The following is a 16776-nucleotide window of genomic DNA, read 5'->3' on the forward strand; positions in this document are numbered from 1 at the left end:
ATATCGCGACGTATTAAAGGTTTTTTTGTTTGCACAATCCAAATTTTAATTCTAATTTTAACTAAACTAGAAAACGGTTTATGACAGAAGTTGATATTGAATTAGAGAATAAAGCAATTGCGAAAGAATACAAAGAATTATTACGCATCAGTTATCAAACACTGTCTGACGATGATAAAAAGTTGATTCGAAAAGCATTTGATTTGGCCGTTGAAGCCCATAAAGATGTGCGAAGAAAATCTGGTGAAGCGTATATTTTTCACCCTATTGCTGTTGCTAAAATTGTAGCTTCTGAGATTGGTTTAGGTGCGAGTTCCATTGCAGCCGCTTTAATGCATGATGTGGTTGAAGATACGGATATCACGGTTGAAGATATTGAAAAACAATTCAACAGCAAGATTGCACAACTAGTGGAGGGATTGACTAAAATTTCTCAAGTGCAAAAAGACATGAATATTTCGCTTCAAGCGGAAAATTTCAGAAAAATGTTATTGACTTTAAACGATGATGTTCGGGTAATTCTAATCAAACTTGCTGATCGCTTGCACAATATGCAAACCATGGAATCCATGGCGGATTACAAACAGATGAAAATTGCTTCTGAAACGTTATACATTTATGCACCACTCGCCCACAGATTGGGACTCTACAATATTAAAATGCAGTTGGAAGATTTAGGCTTGAAATATACGGAGCCCGAAGTTTTCAACGACATTACTAGTAAAATAAAAGAAACGAAGGAAGAACAAGACGAATACATTAAGACAATTTCAGATGTAATTCGGGAATCTTTAGAAGCGGAAGGAATTGATTGTGTTATAAAAGGACGACCAAAATCCATTTATTCCATTCGCCGAAAAATGAAAGCGCAAAATGTAAGTTACGACGAAGTCTACGATAAATTTGCACTTCGAATTGTGTACAAATGCGATCCAAGTCAGGAAAAATTTATTGCTTGGAAAATATATTCGATTGTAACCGATCATTACCGTCCGAGTCCGAGTCGACTGCGTGATTGGATTTCATCACCAAAGTCCACAGGTTACGAAGCGTTGCACATTACTGTAATGGGTCCGAAAGGCCGATGGGTTGAAGTGCAAGTGCGAAGTGAACGAATGGATGAAATCGCGGAGAAAGGATATGCCGCACATTATAAATACAAACAAGGCGCTACTGAAGAAAGTGGTTTGGATGTTTGGTTGAACTTATTGAAAGAAGCATTAGAGAATCAAGAATCCAATGCGGTCGATTTTGTAGAAGATTTCAAGATGAATTTATATTCAAAGGAAATCTTCGTTTTTACGCCTAAAGGGGAAATTAAATCGCTTCCAAAAGGAGCTACTTCGCTTGATTTTGCATTCAGTATTCACTCCGAAATTGGCGTAAAAACAAGAGGAACAAAGGTGAATGGAAAGTTAGTGCCCTTAAATTATGAACTTAAAAGTGGTGATCAAGTTGAAATTATCACTTCTGTTAATCAAAAACCAACTTCCCACTGGCTGGATTATGTAACTACTTCTCGCGCCAAAACAAAAATTAAAAATGTCTTAAATGAAAATACTAAGAAAATTGCAGAGGAAGGAAAAGAGCTCTTAACCCGTAAACTGCGTCATTTAAAAATTGCCATAAGCGAAGAGGTAATCAATGAACTTGTCAGCTTTTTCAAACTAAAAACAAGTTTAGACTTATTTTTTAGAGCTGGAGTCGGCTCTATTGAAAATGCACAATTGAAAGAATTTGCTTCTTTAAAAAGTAATTCTTTTATGAATTTTTTCAAAAATCGCATCAAGCGTGCTCCTTCTCAACCAACTGAATTTGTTCAAAAGGACGAGATCACCCACAATTACGACATGTTGGTTTTCGGGAAAGAACAAGATAAGTTGGATTATAAACTTTCAGCGTGTTGCAACCCTATTCCAGGAGACAATGTTTTTGGGTTCATTACCATAAACGAAGGAATTAAAGTACATAAAAAGGATTGTCCAAATGCGATTAGTATGCAATCTAATTATGCGTATCGAATTATTCAAGCCAAATGGATTGACTCTTCTCAACAGGAATTTAAAGCCATGTTGGACATTACAGGAATGGACAGTTTAGGATTGACAAATGAGTTGACCAAAGTCATTTCAAGCAACATGCACGTCAATATTCAGAGTATTTCTTTGAGTAGTGATGCAGGTATTTTCAAAGGTCAAGTAGTCGTTATCGTTCAGAACAATACAATTTTAAAGAAATTAACGGATAACATCAAGAAAATTGATGGAATTGATAAGGTAACTCGGGTGTACAAATAAAATTAAAACCTGTTAAAAAATAAACTAAAACGCAAGTCAATTACTTGCGTTTTTTTGTTTCTATCGTTTCCTGGTTCTCTTGCAGTACCTGAATCCGTTTCAGTTTCAACTTAGCTTTAAGCCAATTTTCAAATTTAACTCGATCGTTTTCATCAAGTAATTTTTCGCTTGAAATGACAACAACAGTTTCTTTAAAAACACTATCCTTCTGAACTAACACATTGTGATTTGCAATTGAAAACTTTGTAATCGTCGGGAATAAGATCTTTGCCTCGTTGTAAATGCTTTTATCGTCAAACCGATTCAATGCAATTTGATTTTCGAGTTTTGCAATTTTGATATCCCGATCGTCTATTTTTTGACTGTCTTTAATTTCGTTTAGAATATCCCCTTTTAAAGTAAGTAAACGGTCCGTACTGTCTTGAAGAATAACCAATTTAGTATTTGTGATGGAATATTTTTTTAATTTTTTATTAAAGGAATTGATTTCGTTTTTATCAAATCGTTTGGACAAAAAGCCTAATTCTATTTTTCTGTTTAACGTATTCAAATCGGTTTTTTTATAAACAATTGTATAGCCATTTTCAACAAATTCTTCTTTAATAAAGAGTTCGATATTTTTCTTTAACTGTTGTTCCACATACAACGAATATGCGAAATATGCACTTGGAACGATCATCACTAAAATAAGTGCTGTAATTGTGTAGCGAACTTGCTTCTGCTGTTTTTCATCCACTTGCTTTTTTGGCGGATATTTTAAATACTTGATAATTAAAAATGTGGCGAGGCCAATGAAAACACAATTGATGCTGTATAAATAAATCGCTCCTAAGAAAAAACTCCAATTTGCGGTTGCTAATCCATAACCAGCGGTACATAATGGTGGCATCAAAGCCGTTGCGATGGCTACTCCCGGAATAGGATTGCCTTTTTCAACTCTTGTTACTGCAATAACGCCCACGATTCCTCCAAAGAATGCAATTAAAATATCATAAATATTGGGACTCGTTCGCGATAAAATTTCAGATTGAACATCTTTAAAAGGACTGATGTAAAAATACAACGTAGAAAACACCAATCCAATAATTGTAGATAATGCAAGATTTCGCAACGACTTTTTCAATAAATCGAAATCATATATTCCTAACGAAAATCCTGCTCCAACAATCGGACCCATTAAAGGTGAAATCAACATCGCACCTATAACTACGGCAGTTGAATTTACATTCAGTCCTACAGAAGCAACTATAATTGCACAGGCTAAAATCCATAAATTGGCACCATTAAAAGCAATATTGTTTTTAATGATCTCAAGCGTCTTTGTGCGATCATCTTCCCCTTCGTGCAGGTTGAATAATTTAATAAAAGTTCTAAGCATGACTAATCTCTCTTCGGTAATTAATTTCACTAAAGATATAATTATTCCGATGCAAATAAACTATTTTTAGATTTTTTAGAATTTGAAGCACATGAAAACACAGTATACAAATGCTATTCTTGTGAAAATCTAGTAATTACTACCTTTGCAAAAAACTTTTTTACACCGCTATTAAAAAGTATATTCGTGAACTGAACAAAAAACTATCTTTGCATAAAATTCACATACATGAAAATCTTACAAACCATTATAGAAACAGCTTGGGACAACCGAGAATTGTTACAACAATCTGAAACTACAACCGCAATTCGCGAAGTAGTAAATTTACTGGATCAAGGTAAATTACGCGTCGCTGAACCTACTGAAAACGGCTGGCAAGTAAACGAATGGGTAAAAAAAGCTGTTGTTTTATATTTTCCGATTCAAAAAATGGAAACTTTAGAAGCAGGAATTTTTGAATACCACGATAAAATTCCGTTGAAACGCGGTTATGCAGAAAAAGGAATTCGTGTAGTTCCCAATGCAGTCGCACGACATGGAGCTTATATTTCAAAAGGTGTTATTTTAATGCCAAGTTACGTAAACATTGGAGCTTACGTAGATGAAGGGACAATGGTAGACACATGGGCAACCGTAGGAAGTTGTGCACAAATTGGTAAAAACGTGCATCTTTCTGGAGGCGTAGGAATTGGTGGGGTTTTAGAACCGCTTCAAGCTGCACCAGTAATTATTGAAGACGGCGCTTTCATTGGTTCCCGTTGCATCGTGGTTGAAGGTGTTCGCGTAGAAAAAGAAGCTGTTTTAGGTGCTAATGTTTGCTTGACTGCTTCTACAAAAATCATTGACGTAACCGGTGATACTCCAGTTGAAATGAAAGGAATTGTTCCAGCTCGTTCCGTGGTGATTCCTGGTAGTTATACCAAAACGTTTGCCGCTGGTTCTTACCAAGTTCCGTGTGCTTTAATTATTGGAAAACGGAAAGCTTCAACGGATTTAAAAACGAGTTTAAACGACGCTTTACGCGAATACGACGTAGCCGTTTAGTCCTTTTTCAACATATGAATAACTACAATAAAATTGTAAAATTATTTTATAAGCGAATTGCAATTCTATTTGTAATTTACCAAATCTGTCGTTTACTATTTTTAGTTTACAACAAAGGAGCTTTTACGAATGTCACCTTTTCAGTGTTTGTTGGCGGAGTTATTTACGATTTAGCAGCGATTGGATTTATAAATTTACTATTCGTACCGCTGCATTTGTTACCAGGAAATTTTAAGTATTCACATGCGTATCAAAAAGCACTTAAACTATTTTTCTATGTAGTTAATTTGATATTTATTGCCACTAATTTCGTGGATTTTGAATACTATAAGTTCACAGGCCGTCGGAGTTCAATAGACTTGTTAATGGCAAAAGGAATGGAAAACGAAATTATGGGGTTGATTCCCTCTTTCTTTCGTGAATTTTGGTATTTACCCATTGGATTTGTTGTTTTTGCCCTCGTATTTTGGATCGTTTTAGGAAAAGTAAAAACATTTGGCACCGATATATTAAATGTAAAATCAGTCGCTACACAACTCGTTGTATTGCTTTTGAGTTTGTCGCTCCTGATGCTAATGGGTCGTGGTGGTTTTAGAAATAAACCAATTCGCGTTGTCGATGCCATTAATTATTCATCGCTGGGAAATGCCGCAGTTGTTTTAAACACACCGTTTAGTGTTCTAAAAACAATTGGTAAAAATGAAACATTGGCCGATCCAAAATTTTTTCCAAAAGACCAACTGGATCAACTATTTAATCCCGTTTTTACTACAGATTATAACGAAGAACCGATAAAGAAAAACGTAGTAATTATTATACTGGAAAGCTTTGGCGATGAAAATTTGCAGCAAGGATTCACACCATTTCTAGACTCCTTAATTACCCAATCGTACTATTTCAAAAATGGATTTGCGAATGGCAAAGTTTCCATTGATGCCGTCCCTTCCACGCTTTCAAGTATTCCCAGTTTGATGAATACTTCTTTGATTTCGTCTAATTACTCATTAAATGAAGTCTACGGTTTGCCTAAAATTATGAAAAACCAAGGTTACGGAACTTCCTTCTTTCATGGCGCATTTAATGGCAGTCAAAACTTTGATCAATATTGCAAAGTGGCGGGATTTGACGAATACTTTGGTAAAGACGAATACGTAGGACCTGAAGCTTTCGATGGAAAATGGGGTGTTTTTGATGAAGAATTTCTACAGTTTTACAACCAAAAACTAAATACTTTTAAGCAACCTTTTTTTTCCACCATTTTTACTATTTCATCGCATACGCCATTTATTGTTCCCGAAAAATACAAAGGCAAGTTTAAAAAAGGAACGACAAAAATCCACGAAACAGTTGGCTACAGCGATTTTGCCCTTCGGAAATTTTTTGACGTTGCTAAAAAAGAAGCGTGGTACAACAATACGCTCTTTGTATTTACTGCTGATCATACTTCTCCCTTCGGAAAAGGATTTTACAGCAATAATGTAGGCAAATTTAGAATTCCGATTCTTTTTTTCGATCCAAGTAACCCGGAATTGAAAGGCGTCAGCGAACAGAACTTTCAGCAAATTGATATTTTACCGAGTATTTTAGACTATTTAAAAATCAACGACAAAGTCATCACTTACGGAAAGTCATACACGTCAAAAGAAGATTTTGTAGTGACTTATATTGACAATATTTACAACTATTTCAATGGTGACTTCTATTTGGCTTTTGATGGCACGAAAGCAATTGGCTTATACGACTGGAAAAAAGATCCGCTGTTAAAAAACAATTTGCTTACGAAAGAAAAAAGTACAGCGGCTGCAATGGAGGTATTCATAAAAGCTTATATTCAGTCATTTAACGAACGAATAATCAACAACAACTTAACAATCGCCAAATGAAAATCTTAGTCATTCAACATAAAATGATTGGTGATGTTTTGATCAGTAGTCTTATTTGCGAAAATTTGCGCAAAGCATATCCCAGTGCTACAATCCATTATTTAGTCAATGACAATACGACACCAGTTTTAGAAGGAAATAAAAGTATTGATAAAATCGTTTTATTCAAACCCAAGGAACAAAAAACACTTGTATCACTGCTCAAGTTTGCATTTAAAATTAGAGCAGAAAAATACGATTTAGTGATTGATGCGTATTCAAAATTACAAAGTTGGATCGTCACTTTTCTATCGGGTGCTTCTCGCAAAATTTCCTATCAAAAAGCGGGACGCACATTTATTTATACTGATAATGTTCCAAAATTAGAATTTCCTGCAACAAATTTAGGTCTTGCCATAGAACGCAGGTTGTCTCTTTTAGAACCATTAAACTTACCTATTGAAACGATTGTAACTCCTCGCCTATTTGTTTCTGAAACTGAAAAAGAATTTGCTAAAACCCTATTCGAAAGATATAAAAACGATAGCAACAGAAAAACGGTGATGATCAGCCTCTTGGGAAGTGATGCTTATAAAACATATCCATTGGATTACATGGCAAAGATTGTTGATTTTATCGGCCTGAATTACGACGTCAACCTACTTTTTAATTATTTCCCAAAGCAAATTGAGGATGCAAAAACCGTTTACGAGTTGTGTTCCGCGGAAACAAAATCAAAGATTACTTTTGATTTATTGGGAAATGATTTACGGGAATTTATCGCCATCATGAATCAGTGCGATTTAATCGTTGGCAACGACGGTGGAGCAATTAACATGGCAAAAGCTTTAGAAAAGCCGTCCTTTATCCTATTTTCATCGTGGATTGAAAAGAAAAGTTGGGCGACATTCGAAGATGGAATTTCACACACATCCGTTCACCTCAAAGATTTTAAACCCGAATTATTTGAAAATAAATCTACAGCAGAATTAAAAAAGAGCAGCCAAGAATTATATGTACAATTTGAGCCCGAACTAGTAATTCCTAAACTTAGTTCTTTTCTGAACAGACATATCAAATTGAATAATCCGCAATAATAATATCTAAATTAAATTGTAATTTCAATTTTTATAACTTCAAATTAGAAAAGCGTGTTAAAAAGCGTGCGTTTTTTTCATTCAGGCATTAAATTTGTAAATTCAGCGAAATACTTGAATTAAAAATTAAAATGTACAAATTTCTTCTTTACATCGTTCACCCCTATAGTATTCCTATTGGAAAACCACTTCAACAAGAAATTGAACGGCAAGGCCATCAAGTATATTGGTTTTCTGAATTAGAATACACAAAAAAGTATTTTACGGATAATGAACCCATTTTAAATACTGTCGAGGAAGTATTGGCCTACGAACCCCATATTGTTTTAACGTCAACGGATACGGTTGCTGATTTCTTTCCCGGAATTAAAGTCCAAATTTTCCATGGCTTTTCAGCAAATAAAAGGCCGGTGATGAACGACCATTTCAACATTAGAGGTTTTTTTGATTTATATACCACTCAAGGACCTTCCACAACAAAAACGTTTAAAGAACAAGCGAAAAAGTACGGCTTTTTTGAAGTTGTAGAAACGGGCTGGTCAAAAGTTGATCCACTTTTTCCGCTGGTACAAAAGGAAGCGTCTCAAAAGCCGGTGATTTTAATCTCTTCTACTTTTACTACCAAGTTAAGCTTAGCTAAAAACGACGCTGTTTTTGCAGAAATTAAACGACTATCAGAAACGGGAAATTACCACTTTATGTGTGTGCTTCATCCTGTACTTGACGAAGAAACCAAGACAAAATTCAAATCCTTAGAAAGTAAAGATTTTTCTTATTACGATACTACAGATTTGATTCCGCTATTCAAGCAAGCCGATATCATGTTTTCCGACACTACATCAGCGATAACAGAGTTTTTATTGCAAGAAAAACCAGTGGTCACTTTTAGAAATAGAAAACCAAGTGATCATTTAATTAATATTACAGAAGTTTCAGAAATTGAGACTGCGATTAAATTGGCATTAAGTAAGCCAGAGCAAACCATGGATGCTATTCGGAACTACATTAAGGTCACGCATCCGTACGCTGACGGAAAATCAAGTCAACGCGTTATTGATGCGACAATTGCATTCTTAAATAAAGACAAATCACATTTAAAGTCAAAACCTTTAAATTTGATTAGAAAATGGAAAGTACGAAACAGACTCCATCATTTCACTTTAAAGTCCTACGACAAAGCAATTACTGTAAATTTAAAGTAGTACTAAACCTGTTTTGTAAACTATTGTTCTAGATAAAAGATTCTGTATTTTCATTTCTGAATTAATTTATTTAGGAATTACAGCATCATATTGAATTGTTACAGCTTCTTTACCGCGCAAATTGCAGCTGGATAAATACAAAATATTGAGTTTTTACTTCTTAAAAATTACAAAATAGATCATATTCCAGCCTAAAAAATTCAAAAGCTAAATTATTGTGTCACTTTTATCGTTTTTTTTCAGAATATCTTACCTCTAAAATGCTAAATAATTTATATTTGTTGAATATATAGTTATAAATGCATCCCCAACCCAGTACGAAAATATCGGTTTTGATCATTACTTTAAACGAGGAAATTCATATGTATGAGTTGCTGAGCGACTTAGGTTTTGCTGATGAAGTTATTATCATTGATTCTTTCAGTACTGATCGAACAAAAGCCATTTCTGAATCTTTTGAAAATGTCCGGTTTTTAGAAAATAAATTTGAAAATTATACCACACAGCGAAATTTTGCCATCGATCAAGCTCGAAACAATTGGATTTTATTTATTGATGCCGACGAACGTTTGACTCCTTCGTTAAAAGCAGAAATTTTAGAAACGGTACAACGAGATGATGACGTTAGTGCGTATTTATTTTTTAGAAAATTCTACTTCAAGAATAAAGTTTTACGATTTAGTGGATGGCAAACAGATCGAATCTACCGCTTATTCAAAAAAGACAAATGCCGTTATACACACAGACGCTTGGTGCATGAAAAGTTAGATGTAGACGGAAAGATTGCATATTTCAAAAACAGACTTGTTCACTATTCGTATGCTGATTACAATTCCTATAAAGGTAAAATGATCGCCTATGGAAAATTGAAAGCCATGGAGAAATACCAAATTGGCTTCAAACCAACTGTTTTTCATACGTACGGACATTCTGCCTATAATTTTCTTTATCAATATCTAATTCGACTTGGGATTTTAGACGGCCGAAAAGGAATTATTATTTGTTACCTGAACGCGCTAAGTGTGAATGCACGATATACTGAGTTGAAACGATTGTATCAAAAAAGCGACAGCAACGTGCAATAGTGTTTTCTTTGCCGCCAAATGCTTCTAATTCTCCTACCTTATTTTCTGAAAATTAGAGTACAGAGTATTTTTTTTCTTCCCGAACTTACCACTATTGACTGCTAATTTCAAAGTTAAGTAACCATTTTCCCGGCAATTACTTCTACAATTAATATAGTGAATTTTAAAGATTTGAATTCAAATCTATGGATTCAAATTTATTATTGTATTTATTAGTAAAGTACAAATAGACTCCTGTAATAATAAATTATATTTGCACACAAACTATTAATCATTTTTCAAATGAGAATCACACTTATTAGCTTTGACAATTGGGGATTTAACGAATGTGTTGCTGCACAATTAGCCGCGAATGGACACATCGTAAACCACATCGATTTTCATAGTTTTAAGTATGAATATGCAAATTTTGGAACTAAAATCTACAATTTCTTCTATAAAATCGTAAGTGGAAGAAATCTAAAAAATATTTTTTACGGTTCTGAAATTATCAGAAAATTAGAAGAATTCGGCGAAAAACAGGATGTGATTTTGACTTTGAAAGGCGATTTTATAGATCCCAAATCGCTGTTAGCATTTAAAAAATATACCCAGAAATCAATTGGCTTTTTTAATGACAATGTAAAACGCTATCCAAAAATAAAAACCGTATTGCATTGTTTTGACGTCGTGTATTCTTTTGAAAAAGAAGATTGTGCCAAGTTTAATCTGCCTTTTGCCACAAATTGGATTTACAACGAACAGAACGATATTCAGAAAATCGAATATAATGTTTTCAACATTACTTCAAAAGACAAGCGTTTGCCGTTGTTGGAAAAAATTGCAACTGCTTTGAAATCAAATGGGATTTCATATAAAATAATGGTTTTTGACAAAAAAAGTAAAGTTCAGGAAAGCAATCTTACGTTTATTAAAACAAAATATTCGTTAGACAAAGTTTCACAACTCATTGCTAAATCGCAAACCCTTTTAGACATTAATCGGCCAGGTCAAAGTGGATTGTCGTTTCGAATTTTTGAAAGTTTAGGATTAGAAAAAAAGTTGATTACTACGAATAAAGACGTTCGTAATTATGATTTTTACAATCCAAAAAATATTTTAATCATTGACGAAACAAATCCGCAAATTTCGAAAGATTTTTTTGAAAGCGATTATGAAAAAATTCCCGAAAATATCTATTATAAATACACAATGGACGGTTGGATTGATCACGTAATTTTTGATAAAAAACACTAGATTCGCATTATGTCATTAGAAACCAATCTACCTTTTTTATTTATTATTCCTTTATTATTGGTGCTTTTTGCGACCGTATTCGTTACCAATAAAGTAATAAAACTAGAAATTTCAAGCGTTAAATATCCTGAAATTGATGGCGTTCGTGGCTATCTTGCGTTTTTTGTTTTTCTGCACCACAGTTATATTTGGAATTATTTCCTCAAAACAAATATCTGGCAGGAACCCGATTCAAATTTGTTCAATCATTTTGGTCAAACGAGTGTTGTGTTTTTCTTTATTATTACCGCATTTCTATTTGTAACCAAATTGATGGAGACCCGAAATAAGCCGTTTGATTGGAACCGCTACATCATTTCCCGATTTTATAGAATGTTTCCTATGTACATCTTGTCGGTACTTGCCGTTTTCTTGATGGTCGCAATTTTTACAAAATTCATATTGCAGTCTTCTTTCTTAGAATTAATCAAAAATAGTGGGTCGTGGCTGTTTTTTAGTATTAATGGAACAAAAGACATCAATAATTTTGAAGACACATTTCTGATGAATGCGGGAGTAACATGGACTTTGCCCTATGAATGGATGTTTTATTTCTTGCTTCCGTTTGTAGCTTTACTTTTTAAAATTAAAGTTCCCACAAAAATACTTTTACTTTTTGGACTGGGATTTTTAGTTTTTGCTGTTATAAATCAGGCTTCCATTAGACATTTTCTACCTTTTCTAGGAGGCGGATTAGTGGTGTATTACATTCAAAGAAACAAACTTGCCATTGATTTTACAAAAAGTAAATTCACGCTTTTAGCAATTATTTTATTGATTATTGCAGTTGTTTTTTTTCACAGCGGTAGAAAACCAATTCCTGTTTTAATTTCTTCCCTTTTATTTTTATTTATTGCAAAAGGAAATTCATTTTTCGGTTTGTTTTCAAATACGCTTTCGCGAAAATTTGGGCAAATTACTTATAGTTTATACCTCATCCATGGAATTGTCCTGTTTATCATTTTTTACGGAATAATTGGTTTAGAAAATGCGAAAAACTTGACACAAATGGAATATTGGTCTATCATTGCACTTTCAATTGTCCCAATTATTATAATTAGTCAGCTTACTTATTTGTATGTTGAAAAACCATTTATGAATATTTTAAAAAAATAAAGATTTTTACTAATGGCTTTACCTCAAAAAAATAATGGTTTAGTTAAACAATTTTATATCGTTTTACTACTTAATTTTCTTGCAACACTTTTTATCGCTAAAAGGTATTTGTCGTTTTTAGAAGACACGGATGGTTTTTTAACCAAGATCTATCTTGTGTTAGCAACGACCAGTCATTTTTTAATCATCAGCACTTTACCCTTTTTACTTACATTGTTACTCTATTTCTGTTGTAAGAAAAAATATCTCAGTATCGTTTTCAATATTTTATTTTCGGTATTGGGGTTACTTTATATCCAGATCGACACAATTGTTTTTGGTCAATTTCGCTATCATATTTCACCGATGGTTTTAAAAATGGCCTTTGGAACAAGAGCTTCTGATATCTTTCAATTTTCAACGCAAAACATACTGATGGCGATTGCTTTTGTTATTGGCTTGGTAACGCTTCAATTGCTATTTCATTTTACGGCTGGAAAAATTCAATCGAAAAATTATAATTTAAGAATAAAACAGAGTGTGCTTTTATTTTTAATGTTCACCCTTTTTAGTAACAGTATTTATGCGTGGTCAGATGCCAATTATTACGGATCTATAACACAAACAAAGGAAGTGTTTCCGGTCTACTTTCCGCTAACGGCCGATAGTTTGCTGCTTAAATTAGGTCTTGTCGACTTAGAACGATCGAAAAACAAATCAGTCGCTACCGAAAATACGAGTAACACGATTGCCTATCCGTCTCAACCGATCCGAAGCGATAACCCAGTTCAAAAAAACATTATCTACATTGTCATCGACACATGGCGTTGGGATTGTATGACGGCAGAAATTACACCTAATATTTACGCGTTCGCCAAGAAATCGATTGTTTTTGACAACCACATGAGTGGATCCAACATGACTACAGGCGGTATTTTTTCACTTTTTTACGGAATTCCTGCGACTTATTTCCAAAATTTTACCACGCAACAAATAGCACCTGTTTTGATGAATGAGTTGCAAAAGCAAAAATATCAGTTTCATGTTTTTGCAAGTTCAACGCTGGAAAACCCACCTTTTAACAGAAATGTATTTGCTAATATCAGTACGATACCTTTATTTACCGAAGGCAATTCACCAGACGAACGCGATTTAAAAATCAATGAGCTATTTACCGCGGCTATTTCAAAGCAAGATAAAAAGCAACCTTTTTTTAGTTTCCTTTTTTACGATTCTGCACATGGGTTTGACTATCCTGAGAATTACAAAAAGCCATTTTCACCTGATTTAGACCAAGTAAATTATTTAGATCTTGACGACGATTATGATCCCAAATTACTTATCAATCGGTACAAAAATGCCCTGCATTACGTGGACAGTTTAATTGGCAAAACCTTAAAAGAACTAGAAGATAAAAAACTATTAGACAATTCAATAATTGTCATTACCAGCGATCACGGGCAAGAATTTAATGATTTAGAGAAAGGATATTGGCAACATGGAGGAAATTTTTCGGATTATCAAGTAAAAGTTCCCATGCTGATTTTTGATGGATCGAAAAAGCCGCGTGTTGAGAAGAGATTGACGTTGCATTATGATGTTGCACCAACGATTCTATCGAACTACTTAGGCGTTAAAAATAAGATGGACGACTATAGTTTTGGTACGGATTTATTCACTGTTCAAAAAGACAGAAAGTACTTTATATGTGGCTACAACCAAAAGTTTTCTATCATTCAGTCCACTAAAATCACGAATGTTTCGGCTTCTGGAACTTTAAATGCAACGGATAAAAAACTGAACAAATTGGAGGACGAACAAATAGATTATAATATCGTTTTAAACGGAATACAGTCGGTCAATAAGTTTTACAAAAAAAAATAAATTATGGATATAAATACGGAAATTCACAATGCATTTGAAATCATAAAAGAAGGTGGAATCATTCTCTATCCTACTGATACCGTTTGGGGAATTGGTTGCGACGCCACCAATCCAGAAGCTGTAGCAAAAATTTATGCACTAAAAAAACGTGCAGAAAGTCAAAGCATGATTGTTTTGATGAACGGAGATCGAATGTTGCACCATGTTTTCAGAGAAATTCCCGATGTCGCATGGGAAATTATGGATTGTGCCGAAAAGCCAACAACGCTAATATTAGACAATCCTTTAAATGTTGCCGCCAACCTGATTTCTGCTGATAAGAGTTTAGGAGTAAGAGTGGTACAAGATCCTTTTTGTTTTAAATTATTAGAACGCATGAAAAAACCATTGGTTTCTACATCAGCAAATATTTCCGGTCAGCCAACACCTAAAAGTTTCAAAGAAATTAGTCCTGAAATTATAAAAGGCGTCGACTATGTTGTAAATTTGCACCACGAAAAAATCGCAGGAAATCCATCGTCAATCATTAAATTGACTAATGATTTGCAGGTAAAAATCATCAGAAAGTAAGTTTAACCGCAAATTCGCAACTTGTTTTATGACGGAAAATCATTATTTGTATAAGGGTGAAAGTTATGAAATAGTTGGTTTACTATTTGAAGTTCATAAAACTTCGGTAAAGGATTTTCTGAAATCGTTTAAAAAAATATGCTTCGATAAGAGTTTAATGCACTGAAATACGATTTAAAAAGGAAAAATGGAATTTGCTTTTCGTTTTAAGTAAAGAGAATTAAGTGATACGTTTTCTACTGATTTTGCAGTTTTTAATAAAACAATATTCAAAATAAAGTCGTAAACAACTATTTATGAAGCACATGTTGCACAAGAAATAAATGATTTAAAAATTTCTAAATTGAAGTCAGCGATTATTGTAAATTTCAACACTAATTTGCTACAATACAAAAGAATAGTTACATAAAAAATTCGTGAATTCGTAGCGAAAATCTACCGATTTACGGTTAAATAATATGAATTACAGTAAAGATTTACAAAATCCAATTTTTGATGTTATTGCAAAAGCCTCCGAACAACTAAATGTGGAGAGTTATGTAATTGGTGGCTTCGTTCGTGATTTACTTTTGAACCGAACTGCCAAAAAAGACATTGATATCGTTGCCGTAGGAAGTGGAATTGAGTTGGCATTGAAAGTTTCAGAACTCCTTCCAAAAAATCCAAAAGTACAAGTTTTTAAAAATTACGGAACAGCCATGTTGCGTTTTGAAGATACGGATATTGAATTTGTTGGCGCTCGAAAAGAATCCTATAATTTTGACAGTCGGAAACCATTAGTGGAAAACGGCACTTTAGAAGACGACCAAAACCGACGGGATTTTACGATCAACGCTTTGGCTTTGTCATTGAACAAAACTAATTTCGGAGCATTATTAGATCCGTTTAATGGATTGGTTGATTTGGAGCAAAAAACAATTAAAACACCTTTGAATCCGGATGTCACGTATTCGGATGATCCTTTGCGAATGATGCGAGGAATTCGTTTTGCATCGCAATTAGATTTTGAAATAGCAGCCGAATCCTTTGCCTCAATTACTAACAACAAGGATCGAATTTCAATTATTTCAGGTGAAAGAATCGTGGAAGAATTGAATAAAATTCTGATGACGGACAAACCTTCTACTGGATTTTTATTGCTTTATAAATCAGGATTACTTGATTACATTTTACCGGAATTGACGGATTTAAATCAAGTTGAAGAAATTGAAGGCCACACCCATAAAAATAATTTCTACCATACCTTAGAGGTTGTCGATAATATCGCTCCAAACACGAATGACGTTTGGCTTCGTTGGGCAGCTTTATTACACGACATTGGAAAAGCACCCACAAAGCGCTTTACTAAAAAACAAGGATGGACGTTTCACGGACATGAATTTTTAGGCGGAAAAATGGTAAAGAAAATCTTCGAAAGGCTTCACATGCCGTTGAATCAGAAGATGAAATTCGTACAAAAAATGGTGATCATGAGTTCGCGTCCCATCGTTTTGGCACAAGATGAAGTCACAGATTCTGCCGTACGACGTTTGGTTTTTGATGCAGGCGAAGAAGTGGACGATTTAATGACTTTGTGCGAAGCAGATATAACTACTAAAAACCCATCGAAATTTAAAAAATACCACAATAATTTCAACCTCGTTCGGCAGAAAATTATTGAAGTAGAAGAACGCGATCACGTACGTCAGTTTCAGCCACCAATTTCCGGAGAACAAATTATGGAGTTATTTAATTTGAAACCGGGACGAGAAATTGGAACGTTAAAGGAATCGGTGAAAGAAGCAATTTTAGAAGGACACATTCCCAATGAATATGAAGCAGCATTAGAATTTGTGACCAAAAAAGCGTTGAAAATGGGTTTAAATAAAGATTAACGAATGTTTTTTCTTGCACTTGTTTAGAGTGTGTATTTTTGCATTGGCAAAAAATAAATTTAAGATTTTGATCGTTGAAATTGCTGTATAAAATTGCAGCAAAACTTTTCAAT

General features: G+C 33.9%; 12 protein-coding genes. 11 read left to right on the plus strand and 1 reads right to left on the minus strand.

The window, feature by feature from the left end; translation table 11 throughout:
• The first annotated feature begins 80 nt into the window (after positions 1-80).
• Complete coding sequence (locus tag YWA_RS0112210) at positions 81-2297, plus strand: RelA/SpoT family protein (protein ID WP_022828800.1); 2217 nt, start codon at positions 81-83, stop codon at positions 2295-2297.
• Positions 2298-2337: 40 nt separating this feature from the next.
• On the opposite strand, the gene YWA_RS0112215 is transcribed toward YWA_RS0112210, so the two are convergent.
• Positions 2338-3675: a TIGR00341 family protein gene (locus YWA_RS0112215; protein ID WP_026718787.1), complete on the minus strand. Its 1338-nt coding sequence runs from the start codon at positions 3673-3675 to the stop codon at positions 2338-2340.
• 228 nt (positions 3676-3903) lie between these two features.
• Here YWA_RS0112215 and YWA_RS0112220 point away from each other — a divergent pair, with 228 nt between their 5' ends.
• The 10 genes from YWA_RS0112220 to YWA_RS0112270 all read left to right on the plus strand — a co-directional run bounded on the left by YWA_RS0112220 (position 3904) and on the right by YWA_RS0112270 (position 16663).
• On the plus strand, positions 3904-4719 hold the full coding sequence (locus YWA_RS0112220; protein ID WP_022828802.1) for a 2,3,4,5-tetrahydropyridine-2,6-dicarboxylate N-succinyltransferase: 816 nt from the start codon (positions 3904-3906) through the stop codon (positions 4717-4719).
• Positions 4720-4733: 14 nt separating this feature from the next.
• Positions 4734-6602, plus strand: a complete 1869-nt coding sequence (locus tag YWA_RS0112225) for an LTA synthase family protein (protein ID WP_022828803.1) — start codon at positions 4734-4736, stop codon at positions 6600-6602.
• A complete protein-coding gene (locus YWA_RS0112230; RefSeq protein ID WP_022828804.1) occupies positions 6599-7678 on the plus strand; it encodes a glycosyltransferase family 9 protein in 1080 nt (359 codons plus the stop codon). The genes YWA_RS0112225 and YWA_RS0112230 overlap by 4 nt, the downstream gene beginning before the upstream one ends.
• A 131-nt stretch (positions 7679-7809) precedes the next feature.
• Positions 7810-8880: a CDP-glycerol glycerophosphotransferase family protein gene (locus YWA_RS0112235; RefSeq protein ID WP_022828805.1), complete on the plus strand. Its 1071-nt coding sequence runs from the start codon at positions 7810-7812 to the stop codon at positions 8878-8880.
• 299 nt (positions 8881-9179) lie between these two features.
• Positions 9180-9965: a glycosyltransferase family 2 protein gene (locus tag YWA_RS0112240; RefSeq protein ID WP_022828806.1), complete on the plus strand. Its 786-nt coding sequence runs from the start codon at positions 9180-9182 to the stop codon at positions 9963-9965.
• Positions 9966-10247: 282 nt separating this feature from the next.
• A complete protein-coding gene (locus tag YWA_RS0112245) occupies positions 10248-11201 on the plus strand; it encodes a hypothetical protein (RefSeq protein ID WP_022828807.1) in 954 nt (317 codons plus the stop codon).
• A gap of 9 nt (positions 11202-11210) precedes the next feature.
• The gene (locus YWA_RS0112250) at positions 11211-12356 is read left to right on the plus strand and encodes an acyltransferase family protein (protein ID WP_022828808.1); all 1146 of its coding nucleotides are present in this window, start codon (positions 11211-11213) and stop codon (positions 12354-12356) included.
• A gap of 12 nt (positions 12357-12368) precedes the next feature.
• Entirely contained in the window at positions 12369-14219 is a 1851-nt protein-coding gene (locus tag YWA_RS0112255) for a DUF3413 domain-containing protein (protein WP_022828809.1), read from the plus strand.
• Between the two features lie 3 nt (positions 14220-14222).
• The gene (locus YWA_RS0112260) at positions 14223-14789 is read left to right on the plus strand and encodes an L-threonylcarbamoyladenylate synthase (protein ID WP_022828810.1); all 567 of its coding nucleotides are present in this window, start codon (positions 14223-14225) and stop codon (positions 14787-14789) included.
• Positions 14790-15247: 458 nt separating this feature from the next.
• The gene (locus YWA_RS0112270) at positions 15248-16663 is read left to right on the plus strand and encodes a CCA tRNA nucleotidyltransferase (RefSeq protein ID WP_022828811.1); all 1416 of its coding nucleotides are present in this window, start codon (positions 15248-15250) and stop codon (positions 16661-16663) included.
• Positions 16664-16776: the final 113 nt, after the last annotated feature.

The sequence above is a fragment of the Flavobacterium antarcticum DSM 19726 genome (assembly GCF_000419685.1).
Classification (GTDB): domain Bacteria; phylum Bacteroidota; class Bacteroidia; order Flavobacteriales; family Flavobacteriaceae; genus Flavobacterium; species Flavobacterium antarcticum.

What these genes read in the sequence shown, in the direction of transcription:
- YWA_RS0112210 (WP_022828800.1), top strand. Translation starts at nt 81, where the DNA reads ATGACAGAAGTTGATATTGAATTAGAGAATAAAGCAATTGCGAAAGAA.
- YWA_RS0112215 (WP_026718787.1), bottom strand. Translation starts at nt 3,675, where the DNA reads ATGCTTAGAACTTTTATTAAATTATTCAACCTGCACGAAGGGGAAGAT.
- YWA_RS0112220 (WP_022828802.1), top strand. Translation starts at nt 3,904, where the DNA reads ATGAAAATCTTACAAACCATTATAGAAACAGCTTGGGACAACCGAGAA.
- YWA_RS0112225 (WP_022828803.1), top strand. Translation starts at nt 4,734, where the DNA reads ATGAATAACTACAATAAAATTGTAAAATTATTTTATAAGCGAATTGCA.
- YWA_RS0112230 (WP_022828804.1), top strand. Translation starts at nt 6,599, where the DNA reads ATGAAAATCTTAGTCATTCAACATAAAATGATTGGTGATGTTTTGATC.
- YWA_RS0112235 (WP_022828805.1), top strand. Translation starts at nt 7,810, where the DNA reads ATGTACAAATTTCTTCTTTACATCGTTCACCCCTATAGTATTCCTATT.
- YWA_RS0112240 (WP_022828806.1), top strand. Translation starts at nt 9,180, where the DNA reads ATGCATCCCCAACCCAGTACGAAAATATCGGTTTTGATCATTACTTTA.
- YWA_RS0112245 (WP_022828807.1), top strand. Translation starts at nt 10,248, where the DNA reads ATGAGAATCACACTTATTAGCTTTGACAATTGGGGATTTAACGAATGT.
- YWA_RS0112250 (WP_022828808.1), top strand. Translation starts at nt 11,211, where the DNA reads ATGTCATTAGAAACCAATCTACCTTTTTTATTTATTATTCCTTTATTA.
- YWA_RS0112255 (WP_022828809.1), top strand. Translation starts at nt 12,369, where the DNA reads ATGGCTTTACCTCAAAAAAATAATGGTTTAGTTAAACAATTTTATATC.
- YWA_RS0112260 (WP_022828810.1), top strand. Translation starts at nt 14,223, where the DNA reads ATGGATATAAATACGGAAATTCACAATGCATTTGAAATCATAAAAGAA.
- YWA_RS0112270 (WP_022828811.1), top strand. Translation starts at nt 15,248, where the DNA reads ATGAATTACAGTAAAGATTTACAAAATCCAATTTTTGATGTTATTGCA.